Annotated in this window: 15 protein-coding genes; 10 read left to right on the top strand and 5 right to left on the bottom strand. The window is 71.9% G+C overall.

Translation table 11 applies throughout. The features are described from left to right. Positions 1–70: 70 nt before the first annotated feature. On the top strand, positions 71–985 hold the full coding sequence (locus tag AC57BS_RS10175; protein WP_496411332.1) for a diacylglycerol/lipid kinase family protein: 915 nt from the start codon (positions 71–73) through the stop codon (positions 983–985). Positions 986–1008: 23 nt separating this feature from the next. Here the strand turns inward: AC57BS_RS10175 and AC57BS_RS10170 are convergent, their stop codons facing one another. Beyond that, entirely contained in the window at positions 1009–1995 is a 987-nt protein-coding gene (locus AC57BS_RS10170; RefSeq protein ID WP_496411331.1) for a helix-turn-helix transcriptional regulator, read from the bottom strand. 192 nt (positions 1996–2187) lie between these two features. Here AC57BS_RS10170 and lysS point away from each other — a divergent pair, with 192 nt between their 5' ends. After that, complete coding sequence (gene lysS / locus AC57BS_RS10165; RefSeq protein ID WP_496411330.1) at positions 2188–3924, top strand: lysine--tRNA ligase; 1737 nt, start codon at positions 2188–2190, stop codon at positions 3922–3924. Between the two features lie 26 nt (positions 3925–3950). Here the strand turns inward: lysS and AC57BS_RS10160 are convergent, their stop codons facing one another. Continuing rightward, positions 3951–4415, bottom strand: a complete 465-nt coding sequence (locus AC57BS_RS10160) for an acyl-CoA thioesterase (RefSeq protein ID WP_496411329.1) — start codon at positions 4413–4415, stop codon at positions 3951–3953. Between the two features lie 37 nt (positions 4416–4452). Here AC57BS_RS10160 and AC57BS_RS10155 point away from each other — a divergent pair, with 37 nt between their 5' ends. The 3 genes from AC57BS_RS10155 (at position 4453) to mctP (ending at position 6986) form a co-directional block, all read left to right on the top strand. Then, on the top strand, positions 4453–4878 hold the full coding sequence (locus AC57BS_RS10155) for a DUF3151 domain-containing protein (RefSeq protein ID WP_496411328.1): 426 nt from the start codon (positions 4453–4455) through the stop codon (positions 4876–4878). A 150-nt stretch (positions 4879–5028) separates the two neighbouring features. Beyond that, a complete protein-coding gene (locus tag AC57BS_RS10150; protein WP_496411327.1) occupies positions 5029–5268 on the top strand; it encodes a DUF3311 domain-containing protein in 240 nt (79 codons plus the stop codon). Continuing rightward, a complete protein-coding gene (gene mctP / locus AC57BS_RS10145) occupies positions 5265–6986 on the top strand; it encodes a monocarboxylate uptake permease MctP (protein ID WP_496411326.1) in 1722 nt (573 codons plus the stop codon). Before AC57BS_RS10150 ends, mctP begins: the two co-directional genes overlap by 4 nt. 170 nt (positions 6987–7156) lie before the next feature. Here mctP and fbaA read toward each other — a convergent pair whose 3' ends face one another. Then, positions 7157–8191 carry a class II fructose-bisphosphate aldolase gene (gene fbaA, locus AC57BS_RS10140; RefSeq protein WP_496411325.1) on the bottom strand — a complete coding sequence of 345 codons (1035 nt, stop codon included), beginning with the start codon at positions 8189–8191 and terminating at the stop codon, positions 7157–7159. A gap of 154 nt (positions 8192–8345) precedes the next feature. Here fbaA and AC57BS_RS10135 point away from each other — a divergent pair, with 154 nt between their 5' ends. The 3 genes from AC57BS_RS10135 to AC57BS_RS10125 all read left to right on the top strand — a co-directional run bounded on the left by AC57BS_RS10135 (position 8346) and on the right by AC57BS_RS10125 (position 10571). Continuing rightward, positions 8346–9278: a hypothetical protein gene (locus AC57BS_RS10135; protein WP_496411324.1), complete on the top strand. Its 933-nt coding sequence runs from the start codon at positions 8346–8348 to the stop codon at positions 9276–9278. After that, positions 9275–9766: a SigE family RNA polymerase sigma factor gene (locus AC57BS_RS10130; RefSeq protein WP_496411323.1), complete on the top strand. Its 492-nt coding sequence runs from the start codon at positions 9275–9277 to the stop codon at positions 9764–9766. The genes AC57BS_RS10135 and AC57BS_RS10130 overlap by 4 nt, the downstream gene beginning before the upstream one ends. A 70-nt stretch (positions 9767–9836) precedes the next feature. Then, positions 9837–10571, top strand: a complete 735-nt coding sequence (locus AC57BS_RS10125; protein ID WP_496411322.1) for a septum formation family protein — start codon at positions 9837–9839, stop codon at positions 10569–10571. A gap of 73 nt (positions 10572–10644) precedes the next feature. On the opposite strand, the gene AC57BS_RS10120 is transcribed toward AC57BS_RS10125, so the two are convergent. Continuing rightward, positions 10645–11343, bottom strand: coding sequence for a TrmH family RNA methyltransferase (locus tag AC57BS_RS10120; protein ID WP_496411321.1), 699 nt, complete (start codon positions 11341–11343; stop codon positions 10645–10647). Between the two features lie 64 nt (positions 11344–11407). Here AC57BS_RS10120 and AC57BS_RS10115 point away from each other — a divergent pair, with 64 nt between their 5' ends. Next, positions 11408–12166 (top strand): DedA family protein, encoded by a 759-nt coding sequence (locus AC57BS_RS10115; protein WP_496411320.1) that lies wholly within the window; start codon positions 11408–11410, stop codon positions 12164–12166. A 23-nt stretch (positions 12167–12189) separates the two neighbouring features. On the opposite strand, the gene pyrE is transcribed toward AC57BS_RS10115, so the two are convergent. After that, positions 12190–12720 (bottom strand): orotate phosphoribosyltransferase, encoded by a 531-nt coding sequence (pyrE, locus tag AC57BS_RS10110; RefSeq protein ID WP_496411319.1) that lies wholly within the window; start codon positions 12718–12720, stop codon positions 12190–12192. 39 nt (positions 12721–12759) lie between these two features. Here pyrE and AC57BS_RS10105 point away from each other — a divergent pair, with 39 nt between their 5' ends. After that, positions 12760–13944, top strand: a complete 1185-nt coding sequence (locus AC57BS_RS10105; RefSeq protein ID WP_496411318.1) for a pyridoxal phosphate-dependent aminotransferase — start codon at positions 12760–12762, stop codon at positions 13942–13944. The last annotated feature ends 128 nt before the right edge of the window (positions 13945–14072 follow it).

Raw genomic sequence — 14072 nt, 5'->3', positions numbered from 1 at the left:
CCGTACGCCGGCCCGCGCGCGTCCCCAGGGGTGGGACGCGGCTGGGGACCGGTGGGCTAGCGTTCGGCCCGTGCGCTCCCTGCTGGTCATCACCAACGCCGAGGCCGGCACCTCGGACGAGGAGCGCCTGGCCGAGGCGCTCGCCGTGCTCCGCGAGCAGGCGTCGGTCGAGGTCGCCAAGACGTCCAACCCGGGCGAGCTCGACGGCGTGCTGCACCGCGCGGGCGGGCGTACGGTCGTGGTGGCCGGCGGCGACGGCAGCCTGCACGCGGTCGTCACGGCCCTGCACAAGCGCCAGGAGCTCGCCGACACCACGCTGGGGCTCCTGCCGATGGGCACCGGCAACGACTTCGCCCGCGGCACCGACATCCCGCTCGACGTCGCCGACGCTGCCCGCCTCGTCCTCGACGGGGAGCCGCGCGGCGTGGACCTGCTCGTCGACGAGGTCGGCAACGTGGTGGTCAACAACGTCCACGTCGGGGTCGGCGCCCAGGCCAGTCGCAAGGGCCACAAGTGGAAGGGCCTGCTCGGCTCGGTCGGCGTCGGCAAGGTCAACCTGGGCAAGCTGGGCTACCCCATCGGGGCCCTGCTCTCCGCCTTCCACCCGCCGAGCTGGCGGCTGCGCGTCGAGATCGACGGACGCGTCGTCAACGACGTCGACCGGCCCGTCCTGATGGTCGCGATCGGCAACGGCGGCAACGTGGGCGGCGGCACGGAGCTCAACCCCGACGCCGACACCGAGGACGGGCTGCTCGACGTGATGATCAGTCGCGCCGTGGAGCCGATGGCCAAGCTCGGCTACGTCGCGCGGCTCCGCAAGGGCGAGCACGAGGAGCGCGACGACGTGCTGAGCCTGCGAGGCACGTCGGTGAAGGTCAGCGGCGACGAGTTCTGGCTGTCGGCCGACGGGGAGATCTCCGGCCCCGAGCGCAGCCGCAGCTGGCGCCTCGAGCGCGCGGCGTACTCGATGATCCTGCCCTCCTGATCCTGCCCCGACCGGGACGCTCCTCAGAGCCAGCCGCGGCGGACCGCCTCGACGCCCGCCTGGAAGCGGGTGTCGACGCCCAGCTCCGTCATGAGGGTGGCGACCCGGCGGCGCACGGTGCGCAGGCTGATGCCCAGCTTGCGCGCGATCACCTCGTCGGTCGCGCCCGCCATGAGCTGCTCGAGCAGGAACTGGCGACCGTCCGGGTCCTCCCCCTCCTCGAGGTCGGGCACCGGGGCGGCCCGCATCCACAGCGACTCGAACCACAGGGTCAGCGCGGCGACGATCGAGCGCTGGCGGACGTGGACCCGGGGCTCGTCGCGGAAGCCGAGCGGCTCGGGCAGCACGGCGTGGGTCTCGCCCAGGATGAACATGCGGGTGGGCACCTCGGAGATCACGCGCACCTGCTCGCCGAGGCGGGCGCGTGTGCGTAACGCGTCCGGCGCCTCGGTGAGCGCGCGCACGGGGTAGATCGCGCGCGACCGGCGCCCGGTCGCGATCGCCTCGGCCAGGACCTCGCTCACGAGGGACTCGCGTGGCATGGCCCAGGCATCGGGACGCAGCCACAGCATGTCGCCCCGGCTGGTGCGCAGCATGAGGCGCAGCAGGTCCAGCGGGTTCCCGCCGGAGCTGAGCTCGCCGTCGAGCGGCTGGACCTCGCTGACGTCCGCGCGATCGGGGCGGGTCGCTGCGGCGACGAGGTGCGGCACGGCACTGGACAGCCCGGCCAGGACGGTGGCCGAGGTGGCCGCCGAGCGGGCCTCGCGCAGCACGAGCTCGGAGACCGCCTCCGCGAGCGGCGGCACCCGGAGCCGGTCGTCGCTCACGAACACGAGGCCCCGCTCGAGGAGGGGGCCCATGTCGCGCAGCAGCTGCTCGGGTCGCGTCTGCACGAGCTGGGCCACGCCCGCCACCGTGTGCCCCGAGACCGGGGCGAGCTGGAAGTAGAGGCGCTCGGTCCTGCGATCGAGACCGAGGGCCGTGAGCACGGAGGAGGGGTCACCCGACATGGTGGCAGTTTAGTGCCACCGGCACTCGCGACCCGTGTGGCAGCGAACGGCCAGCGGATACTGGTGTGCCATGGCCGCCGCGGGGGTGTGCGGCCGGGCAGCTCCACGGGAGCACCGGCGTCGGAGCCGCCACGGGGGACGGCTCCGGCGCCGATCATCGGCACCGGCGAGCCCACCGATAGCCTTGCGCGCATGGCACGAGGTGGACGACAGCGACAGGGCGAGCCGGTCGACTGGGTGACGCGCGCGGCGGACGACGCCGTACGCCACGCGGGCGAGGGCAACCTCGTGACGGTCGCGTCCGGGGCCTCCCCCAGCGGCCCGATCCACCTCGGCAACCTCCGCGAGTTCATCACGCCCCACTTCGTGGCCGAGGAGCTGCGGCGCCGCGGGGTGCCGGTCCGCCACCTGCACTCGTGGGACGACTTCGACCGGTTCCGCAAGGTGCCGGCCGGAGTGCCGGCCGAGTGGGCCGACCACATCGGCCGCCCCCTGACCGCCGTGCCCGACCCGTGGGAGTGCCACCCCAGCTGGGCCGAGCACTTCAAGGCGCCCCTCCAGGAGTCGCTGCGCGAGCTCGGCGTGGAGATGGAGGAGATCTCCCAGACCGAGATGTACACCTCCGGCGCCTACCGCGACCAGGTCCTGCTCGCGGTCTCGCGCCGCGACGAGATCGAGGCCGTGCTCGCCAGGCACCGCACCAGGAAGGTCACCGCGGGCGAGGACGCCTCCGCCCAGGAGGCCGCCGACCTCGCCGACTCGGTCGCCAACGAGGACGACGAGGAGGGCGACCCGACGGCGGCCTCCTCCGCCGACGCCATCGCCCGCTTCCCCTACCGCCCCTACTGCCGCGAGTGCGGGCGCGACACCGTCACCACCACGGCGTACGACGAGGCGACCACGACGCTGTCCTACACCTGCTCCTCGTGCGGCTTCGAGGGCACCACCGACCTGTCCACCGACAACGACGGCAAGCTCGTGTGGAAGGTCGACTGGCCGATGCGCTGGGCCTACGAGTCGGTCAACTTCGAGCCTGCCGGCCGCGACCACATGACGCCGGGCTCGTCCTACACCGTCGGCACCGAGATCGCGCCCTCGATCTTCGACTGGCGCGCACCGGCCCGGGTGATCTACGCGTTCGTCGGCTTCGCCGGGGTGCAGAAGATGTCCTCGTCGGCCGGCGGCGTGCCGACCGCCACCGACGCGCTGCGGATCCTCGAGTCGCCGATGCTGCGCTGGCTCTATGTCCGGCGCGCGCCGACGCAGGCCTTCGACATCGACTTCGGCCCCTCCGTCGTCCGCCTCTACGACGAGTGGGACGCGCTGGGCCGCAAGGCCGCCGACCCCGCGAAGTCCGACGTCGCCACGCTGGCCTGGCACCGCTCCTCGGAGACGGCGTCCGCCGGGCGGCTCCCCACTCCCGCGGTGCCGGTCCCCTTCCGCGCCCTGTCCTCCGTCGCCGACGTCACGGCCGGCTCGGCCGAGCTCATCTCACGGATCATCGAGTCGTCCGGCTTCCCGCACGAGTCGGTCGCCGACCTCGAGCCGCGACTGTCCAAGGCCATGCAGTGGACGGCCGAGCACGTGCCGCCCGACGAGCGCACCACGGTTCGCGAGACGCCCGACACCGAGCGGTTGTCCTCGCTGACCGAGAACGAGGAGCTGTGGTTGCGCATCTTCCTCGACCGCCTGCCCGACGACGGCGACCTCGACGCCGTGACGTCGGTCGTCTACGGCGTGCCCAAGGTCGCCCGGGGCCTCGGCTTCGACGACGCCCCGACCGACCAGGTCAAGGCCGACCAGAAGGACTTCTTCCGGCTGCTCTACAACCTGCTCGTGGACGCCGACCGCGGCCCACGCCTGCCGACGCTCGTGCTGGCGCTCGGACCGGACAAGGTGCGCCGCCTGCTCGGCGGCGCCGCAACCTAGGCGGCTCGGCTGCGAGGCGTACGACGTCAGCGGCGGAACGCCACCGGGTCCCCCGCGTACGCCTCGAGGTCGGCGCGCACGGCGTCGCTGATCGTCCACGCCGCCTGGGCGCCGTGGTCCCACAGGACGTTGACGCACTCCCACACCGCGGCCGGGCCGCCGCCGGCCTCGACCCGCAGCTCGGCCGCGACGGTGAACGAGGACCGGCCGATCCGCGACACCCACAGTGAGGCGAGGAACGGCTGGTAGGGCACGAACCGCATCTCCGCGTGGTACTCGATCGTCTGCGAGGCGACGAGCTCGGACACGCCCGCGTCGGTCCCGTGGAGCAGGCCGGTCGCCCCGTCAGGCAGGCCCGGCAGCCGCGCGAACCGCAGGAACTCGTACCGCGCCTCGTCGAGCACCCGTACGGCCTCGACGTTGTCGACGTGCCCGGCGAGGTTGATGTCGCGGTAGCGCGCCTGGATCTCGGTGGTGAAGGTGTGGGGCATGACCGAAGTGTGGCGGACCCCCACCTAGGGTTGGCCCATGACCTCCGGACCCTTCGGCGGCGACCTGATGGCCGGTCCCCCGCCCACCCACCTGCCCGCCGACCCCGCCGACGCCGAGCTCGCCGGTGGCGACGCCCCGGCTGCGGTCGTACGCCGCCACCCGGAGTCGCCCGCTGCGTGGGCCGCGATGGCCGCCCAGGCGCAGGAGGCCGGCGCGGACGACGTGACCGTCTACGCCTACGCCCGCGTCGGCTACCACCGCTCGCTCGACCAGCTGCGTCGCAACGGCTGGAAGGGTCACGGCCCGGTGCCGTGGGAGCACGAGCCCAACCGCGGCTTCCTGCGCTCGCTCGCCCTCCTCGCGCTGGCTGCCCGCGCGATCGGCGAGACCGCGGAGTGGGAGCGCTGCTCGACCTTCCTGCGCGACTCCAGCGCGAGCGCGGCGGACGAGCTGCTCGGCTGAGCGACCGCTCGTCTCGCGAGACCGACCGCTCGTCGTACGGTCCCGGCTCGCACCCACCCGCACGGCGGTGACCACCGTCACGGCGCCGGTAAGGTCTCGCGGGTGAATTCCGGGAACACACCTCCGCAGTCGCGCCCTGAAGACCCGGGCGTGCCCCCGACCGACAAGGGCAAGATGGCGCTCGCCGCCGTCCTGCTCCTCATCCCCATCGTCGTGCTCCTCTGGGTGCCGCACTACACGAGGGTCGAGCCGACGCTGCTCGGCTTCCCGTTCTTCTTCTGGTACCAGTTCCTCTGGGTCTTCATCTGCTCCGCACTGACCTGGACGGCCTACAAGCTCACGCTCTCGGCCCGCGGCAAGACCACCCACAAGGTGGGTGAGGACCGATGACCCCCACCGTTGCTCCCACTGTGATGGCGGCCGACACCGGCATCAACGGAGTCGCCCTCTCGGTGCTCATCGCCCTGTTCGCGCTGGTGACGATCGCCGGCTTCATGGCCAGCCGCTTCAAGCGCGCGGACTCGCTGGAGTCGCTGGAGGAGTGGGGCCTGGGCGGCCGCAAGTTCGGCACCTGGATCACGTGGTTCCTGCTCGGCGGCGACCTCTACACCGCGTACACGTTCGTCGCGGTGCCGGCGGCGATGTTCGCGACCGGCGCCGTGGCGGGATTCTTCGCCGTCCCCTACACGATCGTGCTCTACCCGATCATCTTCATCTTCATGGCGCGGTTGTGGTCGGTGAGCCACCGCCACGGGTACGTCACGACGGCCGACTTCGTGCGCGGGCGCTACGACGACCGCGGGCTGTCGCTCGCCGTCGCGGTGACCGGCTTCGTGGCGACGATGCCCTACATCGCGCTGCAGCTCGTCGGCATCCAGGCGGTGCTCGAGGTCGCCGGGCTCGGCGGCGGCGACAACATCGTCGCCAAGGACGCGCCGCTCTTCATCGCCTTCGCGCTGCTCGCGGCCTACACCTACTCCAGCGGCCTGCGCGCGCCCGCGGTGATCGCCTTCGTCAAGGACATCCTCATCTACCTGGTGATCATCGTCGCGATCGTCTACCTGCCCGGCCAGGTCGGCGGCTGGGACGCGATCTTCGGTGCGGCCGAGGACAAGATGGCGGCCACCAACGAGGCCACCGGCGGGCCCACCGGCTCGTTCATCCCCGGCGCGGGCCAGGGCTGGGCGTACGCCACGCTGGCGCTGGGCTCCGCGCTGGCGCTGTTCATGTACCCCCACTCGATCACCGCGTCGCTGTCGTCGAACTCGCGCAACACGATCCGCCGCAACGCCGCGATCCTGCCGGCGTACTCCTTCGTGCTCGGCCTGCTGGCCCTGCTCGGCTGGGTCGCGATCGCCGCAGGGACGCAGCCGATCGGCCTCGACGGCGAGCCCAACGCCCAGCTGGTCATCCCGCAGCTGTTCGAGGACATGTTCCCGGCGTGGTTCGCCGGGGTGGCCTTCGCCGCGATCGCGATCGGCGCGCTCGTGCCGGCCGCGATCATGTCGATCGCCGCGGCGAACACGTTCAGCCGCAACATCTACAAGGAGTGGCTCAAGAAGGACGCCACCCCTGCCCAGGAGGCAAAGGTCTCCAAGCTGATGTCGCTGCTGGTGAAGGCCTTCGCGCTGGTCTTCGTGCTGACGCTCGACAAGCAGAACGCGATCAACTTCCAGCTCCTCGGCGGCATCTGGATGCTCCAGACGTTCCCGGTGATCGTGTTCAGCCTGTTCACGCGCTGGTTCCACCGCTACGGCCTGCTCGTGGGCTGGGCGGTCGGCATGGTCTACGGCACCGTCGGGGCCTACAACGTCAAGAACCCCGTCACCGGCAAGGCGTTCGGCGGCTCGCTCGACAACATCCCGGGCATCGGCGAGATGGGCTACATCGCGATGACGGCCTTCGTCATCAACGTGGTCGTCGCGACCCTGCTGACGGTCGCGCTGCGGGCGGCGAACGTGTCCAACGGTCGCGACGAGACGATCCCGTTCGACTACTTCGCCGACGCCGACGACCCGCGCGTGCAGAAGGACCTCACCGAGCACGCACACCACGGGGACCCGTACGGCGACCCGGACGACATCCCGGGCAACGCACCGGCGCGCTAGGTCGGCGTACGGCTCCGAAAGACGCCACGAGCGGTGGCCCACCCACATTCCGAGCATCTCGGAGGTGGGTGGGCCACCGCTCGTGTCGTGTTGTGTCGATGGCGCGCCGGCGGCGGTGGTTCACCCACATCCCGGCGCTCAGGAATGTGGGTGGCGCACCGCTCGCAGGATCAGCCGCCCAGCGACGTGCCGGCGGAGCGCAGGTTCTCGCAGGCCTCGACGATGCGGGCCGCCATGCCGGCCTCGGCCGCCTTGCCCCAGGCGCGGGGGTCGTACTGCTTCTTGTTGCCGACCTCCCCGTCGATCTTGAGCACGCCGTCGTAGTGGGCGAACATGTGCGCCGCGACGGGGCGGGAGAAGGCGTACTGGGTGTCGGTGTCGACGTTCATCTTCACCACGCCGTAGTCGACGGCGTCGCTGATCTCCTGCGCGGTCGAGCCCGAGCCGCCGTGGAAGACGAGGTCGAAGGGTCGCGCGTCGGCGCCGAGGCCGAGCTCGGAGGCGGCGGCCTCCTGGGCGGTCTTGAGGATCTCGGGGCGGAGCTTGACGTTGCCGGGCTTGTAGACGCCGTGCACGTTGCCGAACGTCAGGGCCGTCATGTAGCGACCGTTCTCGCCGGACCCGAGGGCCTTGATCGTGGCGATGGCGTCCTCGGGGGTGGTGTAGAGCTGGTCGTTGATCTCGTTGGCGACACCGTCCTCCTCGCCGCCCACGACGCCGACCTCGATCTCGAGGACGATGTTGGCCGCGGCGCACTTGGCGAGCAGCTCCTGGGCGATCTGGAGGTTCTCCTCCAGCGGCACGGCCGAGCCGTCCCACATGTGCGACTGGAACAGCGGCGCCTCGCCGCGGGCCACGCGCTCGGCGGAGATGTCGAGCAGCGGGCGGACGAAGCCGTCGAGCTTGTCCTTGGGGCAGTGGTCGGTGTGCAGCGCGATGTTGACGGGGTAGTTCTTCGCGACCTCGGCGGCGTACGCGGCGAACGCCACGGAGCCGGTGACCATGTCCTTCACGGACGGGCCGGAGAGGTACTCCGCACCGCCGGTGGACACCTGGATGATGCCGTCGGAGCCGGCGTCGGCGAAGCCCTTCAGCGCGGCGTTGAGCGTCTGGGAGGACGACACGTTGATGGCCGGGTAGGCGAAGGACTTCGACTTCGCCGCGTCCAGCATCTGCGCGTAGACCTCGGGGGTGGCGATGGGCATCGGGGATCTCCTCTGAAGCGGTCAGGCAGGCGCTCCCAACCCTAGTGGCTACCCGCGAGTCGCGAATCCCGTGACCGGTCGTCTCACCACGTGACAACCGGCGGGCGCGTCGCTCCGTCTCTGCGGGTGGAACACTCGACCCCCAGGGGGAATCATGAGCACGGACATCGACTGGCAGCACGAGCTGGACAGGTCGTTCAGCTCCGGTCGCGACGTCCCGCCCGGGCACTACGTCGCCGCCGGGCGGAGGGCCGTACGCCGGCGTCGGGTGGCAGCCACGGCCATGGTCGTCGCCACCGTTGCCGTCGGTGGGGGCGCGGTCTGGGCGGGCGGGTCGGGCACGGCTGTGCGCGGCGATGCCCCGGTGGCCACCGAGCGGGCCGACAGTCGGGAGGGCGAGGTCAGCGAGCCGGAGAGGGACCCTGCCCAGCTGGACCGGCGGCAAGGGCAGCTCGAACGGATGAGGCAGCAGGCAGAGAAGCCCACGTTCGTCGGCAACCCCGCGACGCTCGTCGACGGCCGGCTGGTGCTCGCACCGAAGGCGGGGCCCGTCCTCGAGCGGGTGCCCAACCCGATGGGCTACGCAACCGGGAGCGGGAGGACCTCGATCGGCGTCCGCGTGATGTTCGAGGGACAGGAGAAGTACTCGCTCATCGCTGCCGAGACCGACGAGTTCTCAGGCGCGACGTCGTTTCACACCAACACCGCCACAGGCGACTTCGCGGGATGGCTGGCCGCCAAGGTGGGCGTCCAGCGCAGTCTCGACCAGCGCGACACCCCCGACACGACGGTGACCGAGACCCCGGACGCGTGGCTGAGGCTGGGCCCGGACGGTGCTGTCGCGTCCTCGTCACCCTTCGTGGCCGTGATGGAGAGCCGCGAGGCCGACCTGGGTGGCGGTTTCGCGCTGGAGGCCGACCGCACGGGTGTCGCCCGGCTGCAGGTGGCCGGGCTGCCGGAGTTCGTCGCGTGGCGCGTGGTCGGCGGCGAGCTCGAGGTGGTGTACGGCGGGGGGAGCTTCGAGTCCCTCGACGCCTTCATCACCTGGGCCCGCCAGCAGTACGCCTCCGGCGAGGGCATGCGATGAGGGGCACCGACCGCGACGAGGCCTTCACCGAGTTCGTCGCCGCCCGCCAGGCGCACCTGCGCCGCATCGCCTATGCGCTCTGCGGCGACTGGCACCGCGCGGACGACCTGTTGCAGACGGCCCTCACCAAGCTCTACGTGGCCTGGCCGCGGATCAGGACCCAGGGCGGCGAGGAGGCCTACTGCCGCCAGATCATGGTGCGAACCAACATCGACGAGTCGCGCCGACCGTGGCGCCGCGAGCGCCCGAGCGACGCGCTGCCGGACCACCCCGCCGCCGAGCCGACCGCGCCGGAGGAGAGGTCCGCACTGTTCGACGCCCTCCAGGGGCTGCCCGAGCAGCAGCGCAAGGTCGTCGTGCTGCGTCACTGGTTGGGCCTGTCGGTGCGCGAGACGGCCGCCGAGCTCGGCATCAACGAGGGCACGGTCAAGAGCCACAGCAGCCGCGGACTGGCGGCGCTCGAGGCGGTGCTCGCGCCGCAGCGATAGCGGCCCGGGGCGCGGCGATCCACCCGCACGGGGCTGGCGTCCACCCCCCGTCAGGTTTAGGTTGACGTCCATGACCCGCCGTCTCGGACTCAGCGCCGCCGTCGCGGCCCTGGTCGCAGCCACCCTCACCACCGGCACCGCCCCGGCCAACGCCGCGGACCCGACGTACGGCGCCCCGGCCGTCGGCCAGTGCTTCGACATGAACGCCGAGGAGCTCGCGGCCGACTCCTACGTCGAGGCGCCGGTCGACTGCGCCGGCACCCACACCGCCCAGACCATCGTCGTCGCCCAGCTGCCCGCGGACCTGACCTACGACAGGCTCGCGCCGCTGACCCGCTTCGCGCTCAAGACGTGCCTCCCGGCGCAGCGCAAGGCGCTCGGCACGTCGCTGCTCGGCATGCGGATGAGCGCCTACAACCTCGGCTACTTCCTGCCGACCCCCGAGCAGCAGGCCGCCGGCGCGCGGTGGCTGCGGTGCGACCTCGTTCTCGGCGGCGTCACCCTCGAGCCGCTCCCGGCCAAGCTCGCACTCGGGAAGCTCCCCTACAAGAAGTCGGTGTCGCGCTGCCTGACCGGTCGCGACTTCCTGCTCACGGTGTGCTCGAGCAGGCACGCCTTCCGCGCCACCGCCGCGATCAAGGTGAAGGCGTCGCGGTTCCCCAGCGAGAAGGCGTGGAACCGCATCGGGACCAAGCGCTGCCGCGGCGCGGTGACGTCGCGGTCCTACCGGTTCGGCTGGCCGTCGAAGGCCGCCTGGAAGGCCGGCGACCGCGCGCTGATCTGCTACTCGAAGACGCGCCGCTAGACCTGGGAGGGACGGGTCCGGGGTGCACAGGGGACATCCCGGGCCCGGAGGCCCCGTCCCTGACGGGTGGGGCCTACCCGCGCCAGGCGTCGTCGCCGCTCAGGTCGGCGTACGTCCGCACCCAGCTGTGCATCGCGATCGCGGCGGCCGAGCTGGCGTTGATCGAGCGCGTCGAGCCGAACTGCGCGATCGAGAACGTGCCGTCGCACACCTCGCGCGCCGCCTCCGACAGCCCCGGGCCCTCCTGGCCGAACAGGAAGCAGACCCGCCGCGGCAGCTCCATCGTCTCGAGGTGCAGCGAGCCCGGGAGGTTGTCGATCCCCAGCAGGCGCACCGGCTCTCCCTCATCCGGACCGAGCGAGTGCAGGTACGCCGCGAGACTCGCCGCGTCGGGGTGGTGCCGGACGTGCTGGTAGCGGTCCGTCACCATCGCTCCGCGACGGTTCCAGCGGCGGTTGCCGACGATGTGCACCTCGGCCGCCAGGAACGCGTTGGCCGTGCGCACGATCGTGCCGATGTTGAAGTCGTGCTGCCAGTTCTCGATCGCGACGTGGAAGTCGTGCCGCCGGGTGTCGAGGTCGGCCACGATCGCCTCCATCGACCAGTAGCGGTAGCGGTCGACGACGTTGCGGCGGTCACCGTCGCGGAGCAGCTCGGGGTCCCAGTGCCCGCCCTCGGGCCACGCCCCCTGCCACGGTCCGACCCCCACCTCCGCCGGGCCGTGCGGCATGGGGTCGTACGGCGCCCGCTGCTGCTCGTGCTCGTCCTGCATGGCAGCACCCTAGGCACCGTCGCCGAAGCGGGAACCGGGGGTCGCGCTGGTTAGGGTGGCGCGCGTGAGCGCGTTGTGGGACCTGCAGTCCATCCTGTCCTCGGGCGTCCAGCCGATGCTGCTGGGCATCGAGTGGATGGACCCCAACTGGCTCCTCGAGCGGTTCGGCGCGGCCCTGTTCTGGATCAGCCTGCTCATCGTCTTCGTGGAGTGCGGCCTGTTCTTCCCGATCCTCCCCGGCGACACGCTCCTCTTCGCCCTCGGCCTGTTCATCGCGACGGGCCAGCTCGACCTCTTCCCCGGACCGCCCTTCGCCGAGCTGCTCATCACGATGGCGGCCCTGACCGCCGCTGCCTTCCTCGGCAACGTCGTGGGCTACGAGATCGGGCGCAAGATCGGTCCGCCGCTCTACGAGCGCGACGGCCGGATCATCAAGCGCAAGTACTTCGACCAGACGACCGCGTTCTTCGACCGCCACGGCAACAAGGCGCTGGTCATCGGTCGCTTCGTCCCGTTCGTGCGGACCTACATCACCGTCGTCGCGGGCGTCACCCGGATGGAGCGGCACCGCTTCTTCGTGTGGAGCCTCGTCGGCGCGGTCCTGTGGGTGGCCTCGATCTGCCTGCTCGGCTTCTTCCTCGGCGACGCCTTCCCCGGCCTCGCGGAGAGCATCGACAAGCTCATCATCGTGATCGTGGCGTTCTCACTGGTCCCGATCGTCATCGAGTGGTGGCGCCACAAGCGCACCAACGCCCCCGGTGCCGAGATCGGCCCGCAGGACGGCGGCCCGGACCGCGACATCATGGGCCGCGACCTCGACTGAGGGCCGTCGCCGGCCCAGCGGCCTCAGTCCCGGGCTGCGTCCAGGTCGGCGCGGGTGAGGACCGGACGGACCTCCAGGCCGACGTCGGCCAGCGGGTTCTCCCCCGCAGGCGACCGGTCGATGGCGCACACCACGACCTCGACCGTGGCACCGGCGGCCCGCAGCTCGCGCGTCGCGTCGCGCACGGCGCCGCCGGTGGTGATCACGTCCTCGATGAGCGTGACCCGCCTGCCGACGACGTCAGGGCCCTCGGCGAGCTTGCAGGTGCCGTACTCCTTGGCCTGCTTGCGCACGAAGAGCGCGGGGAGGCCGGTCTTCGACGACACCATGGTGGCGATCGGGATGCCGCCGAGCTCGAGGCCGCCGAGCAGCTCGGTGTCCTCGGGCAGCAGGTCGAGCATCCGGGTCGCGACCCGGTCGAGCAGAGCGGGCTGGGCCTCGAAGAGGTACTTGTCGAAGTAGGTGTCGGCGACCTGGCCGGACCGCAGGGTGAACTCCCCGGTCAGGCGGCAGGCCGCGTCGATGTCGGCGGCGAGGGCGGCGTCGGTGGTCACGGCCCCGACCCTAGTCACGCCGCTGGGTAGCGTGGGTCCGTGCCCACTGCGAAGCCGCTCTCCCAGCCCCTCGCCGACCGCCTGGCCCACATCCCGCCGACCGTCTTCAGCGAGATGTCGGCGCTCGCGCTGCGGACCGGCGCGATCAACCTGGGCCAGGGCTTCCCCGACGTCGACGGTCCGCCGTCGGTGATCGCGGCGGCGGAGGCCGCCCTCGAGGCCGGTGCCAACCAGTACGCCCCCGGCATCGGCGTACCCGCCCTGCGTGCGGCGATCGCGCGCCACCAGCAGCGCCACTACGGCCTCGAGGTCGACCCCGACCGGGAGGTCGTGGTGACGACCGGGTGCACCGAGGCCGTCGCGGCAGCCCTGCTCGGCCTCGTCGACCCGGGCGACGAGGTCGTGGTCCTCGAGCCCTACTACGACTCCTACGTCGCGATGCTCGACATGTGCGGCGCCCGGCGCCGACCGGTGACCCTGCGGGCGCCGGACTTCCGCCCGGACCTCGACGAGCTGAGGGCGGCCGTCACCAGTGACACCAAGCTGATCCTGCTCAACACCCCGCACAACCCGACCGGCACGGTCCTCACACGCGAGGAGCTGCAGGTGGTCGCCGACCTCGCGATCCAGCACGACGTGATCGTGGTGACCGACGAGGTCTACGAGCACCTGGTCTTCGACGGCCGCGCGCACGTCCCGATCGCCACGCTGCCGGGGATGTGGGAGCGCACGCTCACCCTGTCGAGCGCCGGCAAGTCCTACTCCCTCACCGGCTGGAAGGTCGGCTGGGCCACCGGGCCCGCGCCGCTCGTGCAGGCCGTGCTGTCGGCCAAGCAGTGGCTGACCTTCACCTCCGGCTCACCGCTCCAGCCGGCCATCGCGCACGCCCTCGACCACGAGCCCGACTGGCCGCGCGAGCTCGCCCGAGACCTGCAGGGGCGCCGCGACCTGTTGTGCGACGGCCTCACCGCCGCCGGCCTGTCACCGCGGGTGCCGGAGGGCACCTACTTCGCGACCACCGACGTCTCCCACCTCGGGTGGGCCGACGGTCGCGAGCTCTGCCTCGCCCTGCCCGAGCGGGCCGGTGTCGTCGCGATCCCGGCGCAGGGCTTCTACGACGACACCGAGGCCGGGCGGCAGCTGGTGCGGTGGGCGTTCTGCAAGCAGCCCGAGGTGATCAGCGAGGGCGTACGCCGCCTCGCCGCGGCCGACCTGTACCGCTGAGCCGCGAAGGAGCCGGACCCACCTCCTGGGGCCGCACCACGTGGCCCAGCCACGTCGGGTGCGGCGTGTCACTCGCGACACGCCGCCGACTGGACCTCCAGGCGCCTCGGTCGGGCCCCACCACTGAC

It is taken from the genome of Nocardioides sp. BGA-UO-ETr-FS32, assembly GCF_059567905.1.
The sequence above is the reverse complement of the archived record's forward strand: the minus strand, read 5'-3'. Positions and strand labels throughout refer to the sequence as shown.